A 16,164-nucleotide genomic window follows, 5' to 3' on the forward strand; every position below is an offset into this window, starting at 1 on the left:
GGGATCGTCCCGTGGATAAAAAAGGAAATGCTATGAAGTCTGTATTTAAAGTTTCACTGGCTGCACTGACCCTGGCTTTTGCGGTTTCTTCTCAGGCCGCTGAAAAACAACTGATTGTTGCGACCGATACGGCGTTTGTTCCGTTTGAATTTAAGCAAGGTGATAAGTATGTCGGTTTTGATGTCGACCTGTGGGACGCCATCGCGAAAGAGCTGAAACTGAACTATACCCTGAAGCCGATGGATTTCAGCGGCATCATTCCTGCGCTGCAAACCAAAAACATCGACCTCGCGCTGGCGGGGATTACCATTACTGAAGAACGCAAGAAAGCGATCGAGTTCTCCGATGGCTACTATAAGAGCGGTCTGCTGGTGATGGTGAAAGCCAATAACAACGACATCAAAGATGTGAAGGACCTGAACGGTAAAGTCGTGGCAGTGAAAGGCGGTACCGGCTCCGTTGACTACGCGAAAGCCAATATCAAAACCAAAGACCTGCGTCAGTTCCCGAATATCGATAACGCCTATATGGAGCTGGGTACCGGCCGCGCCGATGCCGTTCTGCACGACACGCCAAACATCCTGTACTTCATCAAAACGGCCGGCCACGGTCAGTTCAAGGCGGTAGGGGAATCGCTGGAAGCGCAAAACTACGGTATCGCCTTCCCGAAAGGCAGCGACGAGCTGCGCGAGAAAGTGAACGGCGCGCTGAAAACGCTGCGTGAAAACGGCACCTACAACGAAATTTATAAAAAATGGTTCGGTACTGAGCCAAAATAATAATCAGCCTTGATCGCTTACAGGTCTGCTGAATGCCGATTACCCGGACAGGGCCCCTGGCCACCATCCGGGTATCACTTTGCCGCAGACCTGAGTCATTTTTTCTCAGAGGCACGCCTCTGTTTTTCGACACGGTAACAGGAACGAACTATGCAGTTTGACTGGAGTGCCATCTGGCCTGCCATTCCAATTTTGCTGGAAGGCGCCAAAATGACGCTGTGGATTTCCGTCCTCGGCCTGGCTGGCGGCCTGATAATCGGCCTCGTCGCCGGTTTCGCCCGCTGCTTTGGCGGCTGGATTGCTAACCACATTGCGTTAGTCTTTATCGAGATCATTCGCGGAACCCCGATTGTGGTTCAGGTCATGTTTATCTACTTCGCCCTGCCGATGGCGTTCAATGATCTTCGCATTGATCCCTTCTCGGCGGCGGTCGTGACCATCATGATCAACTCCGGCGCCTATATCGCAGAAATTACCCGCGGGGCGGTACTCTCAATTCACAAGGGCTTCCGTGAAGCTGGCCTGGCGCTTGGCCTGTCCCGTCGTGAAACCATCCGCCACGTGATTCTGCCGCTGGCGCTGCGTCGCATGCTGCCGCCGCTGGGTAACCAGTGGATCATTAGCATCAAAGATACCTCACTCTTTATCGTCATCGGCGTCGCCGAGCTGACCCGTCAGGGTCAGGAGATTATTGCCGGTAACTTCCGCGCGCTGGAAATCTGGAGCGCCGTGGCCGTGATTTACCTGATCATCACCCTGGTGTTGAGCTTTGTTCTGCGTCGTCTTGAAAGAAGGATGAAAATCCTGTGATTGAATTTAAAAATGTTTCCAAGCACTTTGGCCCGACCAAGGTGCTGCACGATATCGATCTGAAGATCAATAAAGGCGAAGTGGTGGTGATTATCGGGCCGTCCGGCTCCGGGAAATCGACGCTGCTGCGCTGTATTAACAAACTGGAAGAGATAACCAGCGGCGAGCTGATCGTCGATGGTCTGAAGGTTAATGACCCGAAAGTCGACGAGCGGCTGATCCGTCAGGAAGCCGGGATGGTGTTCCAACAGTTCTATCTGTTCCCGCATCTGACGGCGCTGGAGAACGTCATGTTCGGGCCGCTACGCGTGCGCGGTGCTAAAAAAGAGGCCGCCGAAAAACTGGCGAAAGATCTGCTGGAAAAAGTGGGGCTCGCCGAACGCGCGCACCACTACCCTTCCGAGCTCTCCGGCGGCCAGCAGCAGCGCGTGGCAATCGCTCGCGCCCTGGCGGTAAAACCCAAAATGATGCTGTTTGACGAACCGACTTCAGCACTGGATCCGGAACTGCGCCACGAAGTGCTGAAAGTGATGCAGGATCTGGCGGAAGAAGGGATGACGATGGTTATCGTTACCCATGAGATCGGCTTTGCTGAGAAAGTGGCATCGCGGCTGATCTTTATCGACAAAGGGCGTATCGCCGAAGATGGCGATCCGCAGGTACTGGTGAAAAACCCACCGAGCCCGCGTCTACGCGAATTCCTGCAGCACGTCGCCTGATATCCCTCCAGGCTCCCCGTATACGGGGAGCCGCTTTCGCTTTCCAGACACATCCCACGCCGCTTCTCTCGCTATCAGCCTCTATACTTAATGGTTTTGGAATGAGATGGAGGCGCCCGTGCCGTGGATCCTGTTACTGCTTGCTACGCTGTTTACCGCCCCGCTTTCGGCCGCCACACTGCCCGGTGTCCCGGCCGCGACCGCTGAACAACCCGCCAGCAGTGAACCAGACCTCGAGAAAAAAAAGGCCGCCTATGCGGCGCTGGCTGACGTGCTGGATAACGAGGCCGCCCGTAAGGAATTAATCGACCAGTTGCGTTCTGCCGCCGCCACGCCGCCGCCGGCCAGCGCGCCAAAGCTGACGCCGCCGGAAGAGAAAGATGAACGGACGGTACTGGAAAACGTCACCCAGGTGAGCCGCGAGTACGGTGAACGCTTTGCTGCGCGTTTTTCTCAGCTGTGGCGCAATATTACCGCCTCTGCGCATAAGCCGTTTCATGCCGAAACCTTTCGCAACGCCGCCGGCCATTTCCTGCTGCTGGCCGTGCTGGTATTCGCCTTCTGGTGGCTGGTCCGCCTCGCCGCGCTGCCGCTGTATCGCAAAATGGGTCAGTGGGGACGGCGCAAAAATCACGATCGCGGTAACTGGCTACAGCTCCCGGCCACCATCGCCGGCGCGTTTATCTTCGATCTCCTCCTGCTGGCGTTGACGCTGTTTGTTGGCCAGATGCTCAGCGATCGGTTTAATGGCGGGAGCCGGACTATCGCCTTTCAGCAAAGCCTGTTTCTGAATGCCTTCGCCTTGATTGAGTTTTTTAAAGCGATTCTGCGGCTGATTTTCTGTCCGCGGGTAACGGAGCTGAGGCCGTTTAACCTCAGCGATGAGAGCGCGAAGTACTGGAACCTGCGCCTGAGCGCGCTGAGCAGCCTGATTGGCTACGGCCTGATCGTCGCAGTGCCGATTATCTCCAATCAGGTCAACGTTCAGGTCGGCGCACTGGCGAATGTGGTCATTATGCTGTGTATCACCCTCTGGGCGCTGTATCTGATCTTCCGTAATAAAACGCGGATTACTCAGGGACTGCTGCACCTGGCAGACCGCTCGCTGGCCTTCTTCAGTCTGTTTATCCGCGCCTTTGCGCTTATCTGGCACTGGCTGGCCTGCCTCTACTTTATCGTGCTGTTTTTCTTTTCCCTTTTCGACCCCGGCAACAGCCTGAAGTTTATGATGGGGGCCACGGTACGCAGTCTGGCGATTATCGGCGCCGCCGCGCTGCTCTCCGGCATCTTGTCACGCTGGATAGCGAAAACCATTACCCTGTCGCCGCAGACCCAGCGTAACTATCCCGAGCTGCAGAAGCGGCTAAACGGCTGGATCTCCGTCGCGCTCAAAGTGGCGCGAATTTTAGTGGTCTGCGTGGCGATTATGCTGCTGCTAAGCGCCTGGGGACTGTTTGATTTCTGGAACTGGATGCAACACGGCGCCGGGCAAAAAGCGGTGGATGTGCTGATTCGCATCGCGCTGATTCTGTTCTTCTCCGCCATCGGCTGGACGCTGCTCGCCAGCCTGATAGAAAACCGCCTGGCCTCAGACATTCACGGCCGCCCGCTACCGGGCGCTCGTGCCCGTACGCTGCTGACGTTATTCCGTAACGCGCTGGCGGTCATTATCAGCACCATCACGGCGATGATCCTGCTCTCCGAAGTGGGGGTGAACATTGCGCCGCTGCTGGCCGGCGCCGGTGCGCTGGGGCTGGCCATTTCGTTCGGCGCCCAGACGCTGGTAAAAGATATTATCACCGGTATTTTTATCCAGTTTGAGAACGGGATGAATACCGGTGACCTGGTGACCATCGGCCCGTTAACCGGCACGGTGGAACGGATGTCGATCCGTTCCGTGGGGGTGCGCCAGGACACCGGCGCTTACCATATTATCCCGTGGTCCTCGATTACCACCTTCGCCAACTTCGTGCGCGGCATCGGCTCAGTGGTTGCCAACTACGATGTCGACAGACAGGAGGATCTGGATAAAGCCGGTCAGGCGCTGAAAAACGCGGTTGCCGACGTGATGGATCAGGAGGAGATTCGCGGGCTGGTGATTGGCGAGCCGTCATTTGCCGGGCTGGTCGGCCTGAGCAATACGGCATTTACCCTGCGGGTCACCTTCACCACTCTGCCGCTGAAGCAGTGGACGGTACGCTTTGCGCTCGATACGCAGGTGAAGAAACATTTCGATCTCGCCGGAGTACGGGCGCCCGTGCAAACCTACCAGGTTCTGCCGGCTCCTGCGCCCATCGCCGCACCACCAGCGGCGCCCGCAGAACCGACGCTATAGCCACGGCGCAGAGCACATTCCGGGCGGGCCAGACCGCCCGGACGCATCATTCTTAGCGTGCCAGCGGACGGCGGCGTTTAGCCTCATCCATGAAGGTCCAGGCGATAAAGCGACTCTGCTTCTGTCCCTGGGCCATCTCTTTTTTCACCACCTTCACCGCGCCGGCTTCGGTCAGCGCACGATAAAGCGGCGGCAGATTATCGCCGCGCGACACCAGTGAGGTGAACCATTTCACCTGGCGACCAAACTGCTGGCTTTCGCGGATCATCTGCGTAATGAACGCCACTTCACCGCCTTCGCACCACAGCTCCTGCTGTTGGCCGCCGAAGTTCATCACGCTGTCCGCCCCCAGCCCCAGGTTCCGACGCTTACGCTCGCCGCCGGCCTGCGCGCTGGCAGCAGAATCGTGGAATGGCGGGTTGCATAACGTCGCATCAAAACACTCATTTTTATGAATAATGCCGCTAAAGATTGCCCCACTCTCTTTCTGTCGACGCAGGCGAATCTGGCGGCTGAGTCCCGGGTTAGCGTTGATGATCGCCTGGGCGCTGGCGATCGCTTCCGGGCTAATTTCGCTGCCGGTAAAACGCCAGCCGTACTCATGCGCACCAATCAGCGGATAGATTAAGTTTGCGCCGGTGCCGACATCCAGAATGCTGGCATTTTCAGGAATGGTGCCGGTATCCAGCGCCAGCAGGTCGGCCAGGTGGTGAATATAATCCGCTCTTCCCGGTACCGGCGGGCATAAGAAGCCGTCCGGAATATCCCAGTGTTTCACCGCGTAAAAATGCGCCAGCAGCGCCTTATTCAGCGCCTTCACCGCCAGCGGGTTAGCAAAATCGATGGTCTGCTCGCCCACCGGATTAAGGGTGATAAAGCCTTGCAGCTCAGGGTGAGCCTGACATAGCGCGGGCAAATCATAACGTTGATGATGACGGTTACGCGGGTGTAACCCCGGTTTCTGGGCTTTCATGGCAATCTCCTTTGAACAGCCGCGTAAGATACCCGTTGACGGCGGCGCGGTAAATAAGGGAGTCTGGATATCTCTCATTCGGTTACGGGTGCTCTATGTATTTCTATCAACCTTCACAGGGACATGGCCTGCCGCACGACCCGCTTAACGCGATTATCGGCCCACGCCCGATCGGCTGGATCGCCTCTCTGGACGCCGCAGGTCATCGCAATCTTGCCCCCTATAGCTTCTTTAACTGTTTTAACTATCGGCCGCCGATTATCGGTTTTGCCAGCAGCGGCTGGAAAGACAGTGTACAGAATATTATCGAAACCAAAGAGTTTGTCTGGAATCTGGCCACCCGCCCTTTGGCTGAAGCGATGAACGAAACCTCCGCCAGCATCCCTCGCGACGAAGATGAATTTGCCCGTGCCGGGCTGACTCCCGCCGCCAGCCGGATGGTCGCCGCCCCGCGGGTCGCGGAAAGCCCGGTGAACTTCGAATGTCGGCTCTCCCAGTGTATTCGCCTGACCCGTGCCGATGGCGAGCCTGTCGATAGCTGGCTGGTGCTGGGTGAAGTGGTCGCAGTCCATATCGATGAGTCGTTACTGGAAAATGGCGTCTATCAGACCGCTAAGGCCAGGCCGATTCTCCGCGCCGGTGGGCCGAGCGCCTATTACACTATCGATGAAAATCTGCGTTTCGACCTGATCCGCCCGGACGCTCGCTAAGCCGTTTGTTCTTCTGCCCGGCCCACGGCGCGCGCCTGGTCGGGCCGCCGTTTATTCAAAAAAGATGTTGTTTGTCTTCAGTTTTTTACCCTGTCTATCCTGCCGTAAAGGCCTAAACTTAAAGTATGTCCCATGCGGTTAATGAGGATATGCTCATGAAAAGAACGCTGCTGTTACTCACCGCAATCACGATTGCCGCCACCTCTTTTATTGCCCAGGCCGGGATCTCACCTCCGCCGTCTATCGCCGAGAGCGGTCCGCTACGCCCGGCAGGCACCGTCTCCGCCTCCGGCGCCAGCAATCTGGATGATCTGCAGGCGAAACTGGCGGAAAAAGCCCACCAAAAAGGGGCGATAGCCTGGCGAATCAACTCCGCCAGCAGCGCGAATAAAATGTCCGGTACCGCCATTATCTATAAATAATCCACCGCTCTGCACGGGTCGGAACCCATCAGGGTCCCGCCCCGATGGCCCGACGGCTGCCGTTTATGTAGAAAAAATGCAGTTCACGTAAAGAAATGTATTTATTTTTTTATCAACGAGTGATAAAAATTTGCCGTCATTTGATAATAGTTATCAAAATCATTATCAAACGCATTGCTATTTTAACAAATCACCTGCAGCGGTCGGGGCCCGGCATCGCTGTGCCTGCGGTTGTGATGGCTTTAATTAAAACTATAAGTTGCTTATTGAAATGGACAAAAAACAAAATTTACCGTTCAGCAGTTTTAGCTCGCTGACGATCTTTACCGGCATGTGTCTGAGTCTGTCGCCGACAGGCCTGGCTCTGGCCGCAGACGGCACTGAACAAAATGGCGGTGAAACGCTGGTGGTGGAAGCGCAGGCTCCCTCTCTGTATGCCCCTACGCAATCTGCCGACCCCAAATTTTCCCGCCCGATTGCCGATACCACCCGCACGGTCACCGTGGTCTCCGAGCAGGTGATGAAAGATCAGGGCGTGACTAATTTGACCGATGCGTTGAAAAACGTTCCCGGCGTCGGAGCCTTCTATGCCGGGGAAAACGGCAGCTCGTCGACCGGCGACACCATTTATATGCGTGGAGCCGATACCTCTAACAGCATCTATGTCGATGGTGTCCGCGATATCGGCAGCGTGACCCGCGATACCTTTAACACCGAACAAGTGGAAGTGATTAAAGGCCCGTCGGGTTCTGACTACGGCCGTAGCGCTCCAACCGGCTCAATCAATATGATCAGCAAACAGCCGCGTCTGGACTCCGGTATCGATGCCTCCGTCAGCGCTGGCAGCGCCTGGTTCCGTCGCGGTACGCTCGATATCAATGAAGCCATCGGCGAAACCAGCGCCGTGCGTCTGAACCTGATGGGCGAAAAAACCCATGATGCCGGCCGCGATAACGTCAAAAATGAGCGTTACGGTATCGCGCCATCGGCCGCGTTTGGTCTCGGTACTGAGAACCGTCTGTACCTGAACTATCTGCATGTGACCCAGCACAACACGCCGGACGGAGGTATCCCGACCATTGGTCTGCCGGGGTACTCCGCGCCAACTCCTGGCACCGCGGCGCTCAATCACTCGGGTAAGGTCGCCACCAGCAACTTCTACGGGACGGATTCCGACTACGACGACTCCACCACCGATACGGTGACCATGCGCTTCGAGCACGACCTGAGCGATAACACCACCCTTCGCAACACCACCCGCTGGTCGCGCGTGAAACAGGATTATCTGCTAACCGCAGTGATGGGCGGCGCAACCAACATCACCCAGCCGGACCCGAACGATGTCGGCACCTGGACCTGGTCGCGTCTGGCGAACACCAAAGACGTCAGTAATAAAATTCTGACCAACCAGACCAACCTGACCTCAAAGTTCTATACCGGTTCGATCGGGCATGACATCAGCACCGGTTTCGAGCTGACCCGGGAAACGCAGACCAACTACGGCGTTTATCCCATTACGCCTCCGGCGGTCAATATTTACCATCCCAATAGCAACATCTCTATTGGCGGTCTGGACCGCAGCGGCGCCAACGCCAACGGGCAGACGGATACCTTCGGCGTTTATGCCTTCGATACTCTGCAGATTACCCATGATTTCGAGCTGAACGGCGGCATCCGTCTGGATAACTACCAGACAAAATATGACAGCGCCAGCCTGTGCGGCGGCACCGGCCGCGGTGCGGTTGCCTGCCCGGACGGCGTGGTGAAAAACAGCCCGGTCACCACGGTTGATACCTCCACCAGCGGCAATCTGGTGAACTGGAAAGCCGGTGCGCTGTACCACCTGACCGACAGCGGCAACGTTTACGTCAACTATGCGATCTCCCAGCAGCCTCCGGGCGGCAATAACTTTGCCCTGGCCCAAAGCGGTACCGGGAATAGCGCCAACCGTACCGATTTTAAACCGCAGAAAGCGAAGACCAGCGAAGTCGGTACCAAGTGGGAGCTGATGGATAAACGTCTGCTGCTGACGGCAGCGCTTTTCCGTACCGATATTGAGAACGAAGTCGAGCAAAACGACGACGGCACCTATTCGCAGTACGGTAAAAAACGCGTTGAAGGTTATGAGCTGTCTCTGGCCGGTAATATCACCCCAGACTGGCAGGTCATCGGCGGATATACCCAGCAGCACGCCAGCGTCCGTGAAGGCAGCAACATCGCCCAGGACGGCACCAGCGCGCTGCCGTACACGCCGGAACACGCCTTTACCCTCTGGAGCCAGTACCAGGCAACCGATGCTATCGCCCTTGGCGCAGGCGCTCGCTATATCGGCAGCATGCATCGCGGCAGCGACGGCGCCGTCGGTACGCCGTCCTCCACCGAAGGCTACTGGGTGGCTGATGCGAAAGTGGGCTATCGTATCAACCGTAACGTCGATCTGCAGCTGAACGTCTATAACCTGTTCGATACCCATTATGTCGCCTCAATCAACAAGAGCGGCTACCGTTATCATCCAGGCGAACCGCGTACTTTCCTGCTGACTGCCAACGTGCATTTCTAATCCACGGCGGGGCGGCAACGCCCCGTTTCTTGAGGAGAAACAACGATGATGTACCATATCCCCGCCGTTCTCAGCCCGCAGGAAGTTGACGATTTTCGCGCGCAGCTGCAGCAGGCCGACTGGGTTGATGGGCGAGCCACCACCGGCGATCAGGGCGCGCTGGTGAAAAAAAATCAGCAGGTCGATACCCGCAGTCCGCTGTACGGCGAACTGCAGAACAGAGTCCTCGCGGCGCTCAACCGCAGTTCACTGTTCTTCGCCGCCGCACTGCCTAAAACCCTCTCCAGCCCGCTGTTTAACCGCTATCAGCAGAGTGAGACCTACGGTTTTCACGTTGACGGCGCGGTGCGCAGTCAGGCCCAGGGCGGCTGGATGCGTACCGACCTTTCTGCCACCCTGTTCCTCAGCGCGCCTGAGAGTTATGAAGGCGGTGAGCTGGTGGTAAACGACACCTATGGTCAGCATACGGTCAAGCTGCCGGCGGGCGACCTGGTACTCTACCCGTCAAGCAGCCTGCACTGCGTGACGCCGGTGACCCAGGGCGTACGCGTGGCTTCTTTCCTGTGGGTCCAGTCGATGATCCGCGATGACAAACGCCGCAGCATGCTGTTCGAGCTGGATCGGAATATTCAGACTCTGAAGAGCCGCCACGGCGAGAGTGACGAGGTGCTATCGCTACTTAATCTGTACCATAACCTGCTGCGGGACTGGTCGGAAATCTGAGCCCTTGCCAGACTCATTTTTGCCCCCATCTTCACTCTACCCGTCATACTCAAGTTGCCTGCACGTTGGCTTCGTGACTCGACTCCCCATAAGCCTCACCCATACGAGCCGCCGCAGAGCAGCGTTCAAATCTGTTCCGGACAGATTGGCCGCTCACCCCAGCCACTTAGCAAAGTAAGCGCCCGGAGGGCTCGGCGGCGTCGCCTTTCTGCAACTCGCATAAGTCAGGGTATATAATGACAGTAACAACAGTGAGGAGGTGCATCATGGCATCAGGTTGGGCAAATGATGGCGCAGTTCAGGATCAGATCGACAGCACCGTTGACGATGCGGTCGCACGGGCGAGAAACGCCCTCCCCAGCGGAGAGAGCCACAAATTTTGTGATGAATGCGGAGAACCGATTCCCGAGGCCCGAAGAAAGGCGATCCCGGGGGTCAGATACTGCGTGAAGTGCCAACAGGAGAAAGATTTACATAACAATACATTTTCAGGATATAATCGCCGTGGCTCCAAGGACAGCCAGCTACGCTGACCTTCCTTTACCGTTCATTACCACAGAAAGCATTATCTTTTCGCGCACGTTTTTCGGCCAAAAAAGTGGCAAAATGTGCCCTGAATACGTTCTGCACCCCGCTGGGGTCTCTCCGGCCATCCCACCACGAAATAATTTATTAATATTCAATAAATTAATAATCATTCAAAAAAATCGATGAAGACTGTTAATTTCCTTCGATTTTATCTCTCGCAAAAAAGCGTGATACTTATCACATCGACGGAACATCGTCCTCTTAACAAAATAACCTGCGAGAGATTAACTATGAAAACCATTAAATATGCTGCCGCTGCTATTGCCCTTACTACTCTGTCCTTTGGCGCTTTCGCCGCTCAGCCGGTTAGCCCGTCTCAGGCTGAAAGCATGAACAAAATTGGCGTGGTCTCTGCTGAAGGCGCAACGACTCTGGATGGTCTGGAAGCCAAACTGGCTGAAAAAGCGCAAGCCGCTGGTGCGACTGGTTACAGCATCACCTCCGCCAACACCAACAACAAAATTAGCGGTACCGCGGTTATCTATAAATAACCGCTGCACGACCTGTATTAACCCTGAACGACCCTTTAATACCCTTGTTTTGCCCGTCCGTGCCACCGGACGGGCTTTTTTTTTATACGTCACTGTCTGACGTGAGCTTTTTTCAGGGGAAACGGGTGGCTACCAGTGTTCAGCAACCCGGCTTAGCCCCTGCTCCAGGGTCGCAACCTCACCGGTCGCCACCAGGCAGCAGGCCAGCTGAACTCTCAGCGAGGTCGGCAGCGGTTCACTCCCCGCTACGCAGCGCTCAATCCAGCGGGCGGTGGCCTGAGGATCTTTTGACTCCGGCAGTACAACCCCCTCCTCCGGCAACTCGCTCTGGCGTTCATGCACTACCCGCGTCCCTGAAGCGTCAATCAGGCTAATTTGCGGGCATCGCTGCGGATTGGCATACACTTCACCTTCCGTCCCGTGCATTAACAGCGCCCGTCCGCCGATCTCGACAAAGAATTTTGCAACCTTGCCCACATATTCCGGGTGAGAAACGCTCGATAAACGTAGCGCCGCATCTTCAGAAAATGGCGTCGCCAGCTTTGCCAGTGTATGTGCGCTGTTGCGTACGCCCATACGCCAGCGCAGGGCAAGCTGTTTTTCCAGCGGCGGACAGAGTACGCCAACCGGAATATACACCGGCTCGTGGCCGTCGAGCCGCGCCTGAGCCTGGCCCGCATGTCGGGTGGCGGGGATCCCCATCAGCTCAAAAATCGTTTCCGTCAGCACCCGGGTCGGATCGTGACTGACACCATGCACCACCACCGGAAAGCCGAGCTTATGCAGCAAAACGGCCAGCAGAGGGGTCAAATTAGCCTGCTTACGCGCGCCGTTATAGCTGGGGATCACAATCGGCATTGGTCTGGCGACAGGCGGCGTCAGACGCAGAGTCTTCTGCTGCATGGCTTCATAGAAACCTTTCATTTCCGCTTCGCCTTCGCCCTTAATACGCAGGGCAATTAAAATCCCGCCCAGCTCCAGCTCAGCCACCTCGCCGTCAAGCATCCGCGAGTAAAGCGCGCGGGCCGTATCCACATCCAGGTCACGCGCGTGATTTTTCCCGCGCCCGACTTCTTTAATGATCTTGCTGTAGTCCATCGAAGACTCCTGTTAGCTGCTCACATCGTCGACATTACACCGTTAACGCCGTTTACGACGCGCCTGTTTTACTTTCGTTTTGACGATAACCTCAGGAACGGCAGGCTGTTCTATTGGAAAAACGGGCAATGCATTCAGTAGACGCTTACCATAATTTTTGGTCAACAAACGCTTATCATAAATCACCACTTCGCCCCAGCAGCTGTGGCTGCGAATCAGGCGTCCGACCTGCTGAATCAGGTTAAAGGAGGCGCTTGGCAGACTCTGCACTTCAAACGGATAGCGATTCAGGCTCTTGAGCCATTCGCCTTCGGTAATCACCACCGGACTGTCGATTGGTGGGAAGGCGATTTTATGAATATGTACCTGGCTGAGCAGCTCACCTTTGAGATCCAGCCCTTCGGCAAAGGATTGTAGCCCCACCAGTACGCTACGCTCCCCTCCTTCGACGCGCTTGCGGTGCAGTTCCACCAGCCGGTAGCGCGGCTTATCGCCCTGTACCAGCAATAGCAATCGCAGATCGGGAACATGTTCCAGGAAACGCTGCATCGCCCGCCCGCTGGCGAACAGCACCAGCATCCCGAGGTGCTTTTTACTTTCAACCTGCTCGCGAAAATAAGCCGCCATTTCAGCAATATGCTGCTCTTCGTTATCGATTAGCGGTTCATAGTGCATCTGTGGAATAACGATTTTGCCCTGCTCAACATGGTTAAAGGGGGAATCCAGCGCCACGAAACGATCGCCGGCCTTTTCTTTCAACCCGCTCATCTCCTGCAGGCGTGAAAAGCTGTTCAATGATCGCAGGGTGGCGGAGGTGACGACAATATGCGGCACGCTGCGCCACAGCAGCCTTTCCAGCTGGTCGCTGACGCGAATGCCGACGCAGTGAAACCAGATATGCGTTTGACCGTCGCGCATATCGCGCGTCACCCATTTGGTGACCGGCGCGCCGGATGACTGCGCCAGCGATGCCAGCCGCCACAGCTTGCTCTGGCTTTCAAACATCCCCAGCGCACGGTTCATTTGCAGCAGAACCCGATGCAGACGTACCACGTCGTGGCTACCGGTTTTTTCCCCGAGGTCGTTAAGAAAGAGCTCCGCCAGCCCGCGCAGCATCTCGGTCAGTTTCGCCAGACGCTGGCAGATATCCATCACCTCCTGCGGCAACTCGCCCATCGGGAAACGATGCTCGGCTTCCTGGCCGGCCGGCATATAGAGATTAAGGATAGCGTTCAGCGAGGCGATCAGCTCATACAGCTCCTCACAGTGGCCACTCAGGCGCTCGGGATTGGCCAGCGGCGGCGTGGTTTTCGGCCGAAACTGCTCCATACAGGTCGCCACCAGCTTACTGAACAGATCCAGCTGTAGCCGGTACCATGGGGCGGTCATTTCCGCGCTCATTTCCAGCGCATCGCGGGCCACGTCCGGCAGATGATGGCCTTCATCGAGCACCAGCAGCAGATTTTTCGGCTCGGGTAACACGGCTTCGCTCTCCATCGCCGCCATCACCAGCGCATGGTTCGCCACCACCACTTCCGCCTCCTGAATTTCTCGCCGGGCAACGAAGAACGGACATTCGCGATAGTAGTGGCAGTTGCGGTTGAGGCAGCTGGCTTTGTCGGTGCTCAGGCGGCTCCAGAGCGCATCATCGACAGGTTTATCGGTGTGATCGCGCAGACCGTCCCAGCGGTAGCTGTCGAGGTCGGTTTTCAGCGTCGCGCACAGCTTCTGTTCAGCCTGATTATTCGGCGTGAGATCGTCATCGAGAAACGCCAGCAGATCCTGCTGCGTCGGTTCGGTGCTGGCCAGCGCCGTAAGGTTGCGTGGGCAAACGTAGCGCCCGCGGCCAAACGCGGCGGTAAAACGCAGATCGGGAATAATTTTGCGCAGCAGCGGCAGATCCTTGCTGTAGATCTGATCCTGTAGCGCAACGTTGGCGGTGCTCACCACCAGGGTTTTCTGCTGCTCACGGGCGATGGCGATGCCGGGAATCAGGTATGACAGCGTCTTCCCGACGCCGGTGGGCGCCTCAATGGCCAGGTGTCGGCCTTCTTCCCCGGCAAGCGTTTTTGCCACATCGGCAATCATCTGCCGCTGTGGCGGACGGGGAATGAAATCCGGAATCTGTTCCTGAAGCGCCTTATACCAGGCGGCGATTTGCGCTTTTAGCGCAGCGGTCAAAGCCATGAGAAAACCTGAATACTGTATAAACAGCCACTATTGTGACACTTTTTGCCTGGCAGGAGGAATTACTTTCTGAGCAATGTGGAATGATGCTCGGGATTTATCAATGTACCGGCCGGGAATCACAGGGCACGCGAGGGAGGAACCCGGAGACAGCATGCTTGCTGCTTCCGGGTATCGTTGCGTCATCCGGGCAAAACGTCTTGCCCGGATGACGCATATATGGCGGGAGGCGGTTACTCAGCAGCCGCAGGTTTACGCGGACGACGGCGGCGCTGTTGCTCGCCGGCCGGTTTCGCCTCGCCGATACGGCGTGAAGTCTTTGCCCCGGCTTTCGGCGCTTCGCCGTCGTTACGCCGCGGCGCCGACTGCTGGCTGCGCCCCTGCCCTTGGGCGTTACGTCCTTGTCCCTGACCGCTGCGGCCCTGGCTTTGGCCGCGACCGCCGCCACCGCTACGCTGCTGACGACCGTTTTGAATCGGCTCCGCTCTGATAGACGGATCCGGCGCATAGCCATCGACGGCGATGCGTGGAATCTCTTTTTTCAGCAGACGTTCGATATCATGCAGCAGTTTATGCTCGTCCACGCAGACCAGCGACAGCGCTTCACCGGTGGCGGCTGCGCGACCGGTACGGCCGATCCGGTGAACGTAATCTTCCGGTACGTTAGGCAGCTCGTAGTTGACGACGTGCGGCAGTTCTTCGATATCCAGACCACGCGCGGCGATATCCGTCGCCACCAGCACGCGAATACCACCGGATTTAAAGTCGGCTAATGCCCGGGTACGCGCCCCCTGGCTCTTGTTGCCATGGATAGCCGCGCTGCGGATGCCGTCTTTATTCAGCTGCTCGGCCAGGTGGTTGGCGCCATGTTTGGTGCGGGTAAAGACCAGCACCTGCTGCCAGTTACCTTCACCGATCATCTGCGACAGCAGTTCCCGCTTACGTTTCTTATCAACGAAATGGACGTGTTGCGTCACCTGCTCGGAAGCGGTATTGCGGCGAGCCACTTCGATTTCCAGCGGGTTATGCAGCAGCTTTTCCGCCAGCGCTTTAATGTCATCGGAGAAGGTCGCGGAGAACAGCAGGTTCTGGCGCTTCGCCGGAAGCTTCGCCAGCACGCGGCGAATATCATGAATAAAGCCCATATCCAGCATGCGGTCGGCTTCATCAAGCACCAGGATTTCAACCTTGTCCAGGCTGACGGCATTCTGATGTTCAAGATCCAGCAGGCGCCCAGGGGTGGCCACCAGAACATCGACGCCGCTGCGCAGCTTCATCATCTGCGGGTTAATGCTCACCCCGCCGAAGACCACCAGCGAGCGAATATTCAGGTATTTGCTGTAATCGCGAACGTTTTCGCCGATTTGTGCCGCCAGTTCACGCGTTGGCGTGAGGATCAGCGCGCGCACCGGACGACGGCCTTTAGCATGCGGCTCTTTCTGAATCAGATGCTGCAGGAGCGGCAGGGTAAAGCCTGCCGTTTTGCCGGTGCCGGTCTGGGCGCTGGCCATCAGATCGCGTCCCTGCAACACCGCAGGGATAGCCTGCTGCTGAATTGGGGTTGGCTCAAGGTAACCCTGCTCGGCGACAGCGCGCAGGATATCAGGGTTCAGGCCAAGGGAATCAAAAGACATAACAACTCCAAACCACCCCGGCCCGTGACAGGCGTAGTTTTCGGGGAGATTATTGCGAATAGAGATGGCAAAAACCACAATGCCATGAAGTGGCGCAGTCTAGCAGATTTTGTGACACAGCGCATAAATATCCCC

General features: G+C 56.8%; 14 protein-coding genes. 10 read left to right on the forward strand and 4 right to left on the reverse strand.

The genetic code is table 11. From position 1 onward, the window contains the following. Positions 1-32: 32 nt before the first annotated feature. The 4 genes from glnH to ybiO all read left to right on the forward strand — a co-directional run bounded on the left by glnH (position 33) and on the right by ybiO (position 4,643). The gene (gene glnH, locus BV390_RS03190; RefSeq protein WP_032688710.1) at positions 33-779 is read left to right on the forward strand and encodes a glutamine ABC transporter substrate-binding protein GlnH; all 747 of its coding nucleotides are present in this window, start codon (positions 33-35) and stop codon (positions 777-779) included. 150 nt (positions 780-929) lie between these two features. Continuing rightward, a complete protein-coding gene (glnP, locus tag BV390_RS03195; protein ID WP_004859816.1) occupies positions 930-1,589 on the forward strand; it encodes a glutamine ABC transporter permease GlnP in 660 nt (219 codons plus the stop codon). Continuing rightward, complete coding sequence (gene glnQ / locus BV390_RS03200) at positions 1,586-2,308, forward strand: glutamine ABC transporter ATP-binding protein GlnQ (RefSeq protein ID WP_004859814.1); 723 nt, start codon at positions 1,586-1,588, stop codon at positions 2,306-2,308. The genes glnP and glnQ overlap by 4 nt, the downstream gene beginning before the upstream one ends. 118 nt (positions 2,309-2,426) lie before the next feature. Continuing rightward, complete coding sequence (ybiO, locus tag BV390_RS03205; RefSeq protein WP_032697687.1) at positions 2,427-4,643, forward strand: mechanosensitive channel protein; 2,217 nt, start codon at positions 2,427-2,429, stop codon at positions 4,641-4,643. 52 nt (positions 4,644-4,695) lie between these two features. On the opposite strand, the gene rlmF is transcribed toward ybiO, so the two are convergent. After that, positions 4,696-5,616 carry a 23S rRNA (adenine(1618)-N(6))-methyltransferase RlmF gene (rlmF, locus tag BV390_RS03210; protein WP_032688713.1) on the reverse strand — a complete coding sequence of 307 codons (921 nt, stop codon included), beginning with the start codon at positions 5,614-5,616 and terminating at the stop codon, positions 4,696-4,698. Between the two features lie 95 nt (positions 5,617-5,711). Between rlmF and BV390_RS03215 the strand changes: the two genes are divergently transcribed. The 6 genes from BV390_RS03215 to ybiJ all read left to right on the forward strand — a co-directional run bounded on the left by BV390_RS03215 (position 5,712) and on the right by ybiJ (position 11,110). After that, positions 5,712-6,326, forward strand: coding sequence for a flavin reductase family protein (locus BV390_RS03215; RefSeq protein ID WP_032688714.1), 615 nt, complete (start codon positions 5,712-5,714; stop codon positions 6,324-6,326). A 155-nt stretch (positions 6,327-6,481) separates the two neighbouring features. Continuing rightward, positions 6,482-6,748: a YdgH/BhsA/McbA family protein gene (locus tag BV390_RS03220; protein ID WP_032688715.1), complete on the forward strand. Its 267-nt coding sequence runs from the start codon at positions 6,482-6,484 to the stop codon at positions 6,746-6,748. A gap of 271 nt (positions 6,749-7,019) precedes the next feature. After that, positions 7,020-9,308: a catecholate siderophore receptor Fiu gene (locus BV390_RS03225; RefSeq protein WP_032697688.1), complete on the forward strand. Its 2,289-nt coding sequence runs from the start codon at positions 7,020-7,022 to the stop codon at positions 9,306-9,308. A gap of 45 nt (positions 9,309-9,353) precedes the next feature. Then, positions 9,354-10,031, forward strand: coding sequence for a PKHD-type hydroxylase YbiX (gene ybiX / locus BV390_RS03230; RefSeq protein ID WP_046852877.1), 678 nt, complete (start codon positions 9,354-9,356; stop codon positions 10,029-10,031). Positions 10,032-10,297: 266 nt separating this feature from the next. Further along, complete coding sequence (locus tag BV390_RS03235; protein WP_004859799.1) at positions 10,298-10,564, forward strand: DksA/TraR family C4-type zinc finger protein; 267 nt, start codon at positions 10,298-10,300, stop codon at positions 10,562-10,564. Positions 10,565-10,849: 285 nt separating this feature from the next. Then, positions 10,850-11,110: a DUF1471 family protein YbiJ gene (ybiJ, locus tag BV390_RS03240; protein ID WP_032688720.1), complete on the forward strand. Its 261-nt coding sequence runs from the start codon at positions 10,850-10,852 to the stop codon at positions 11,108-11,110. A gap of 129 nt (positions 11,111-11,239) precedes the next feature. Here the strand turns inward: ybiJ and ybiB are convergent, their stop codons facing one another. The 3 genes from ybiB to rhlE all read right to left on the reverse strand — a co-directional run bounded on the left by ybiB (position 11,240) and on the right by rhlE (position 16,029). Then, on the reverse strand, positions 11,240-12,208 hold the full coding sequence (gene ybiB / locus BV390_RS03245) for a DNA-binding protein YbiB (protein ID WP_085396557.1): 969 nt from the start codon (positions 12,206-12,208) through the stop codon (positions 11,240-11,242). 42 nt (positions 12,209-12,250) lie between these two features. Next, on the reverse strand, positions 12,251-14,395 hold the full coding sequence (dinG, locus tag BV390_RS03250; protein ID WP_032700536.1) for an ATP-dependent DNA helicase DinG: 2,145 nt from the start codon (positions 14,393-14,395) through the stop codon (positions 12,251-12,253). Positions 14,396-14,628: 233 nt separating this feature from the next. Continuing rightward, positions 14,629-16,029 (reverse strand): ATP-dependent RNA helicase RhlE, encoded by a 1,401-nt coding sequence (gene rhlE, locus BV390_RS03255; protein ID WP_085396558.1) that lies wholly within the window; start codon positions 16,027-16,029, stop codon positions 14,629-14,631. Between the last annotated feature and the right edge of the window lie 135 nt (positions 16,030-16,164).

It is taken from the genome of Klebsiella sp. YJ (assembly GCF_002108615.1).
Taxonomy (GTDB): Bacteria; Pseudomonadota; Gammaproteobacteria; order Enterobacterales; family Enterobacteriaceae; genus Klebsiella; species Klebsiella planticola.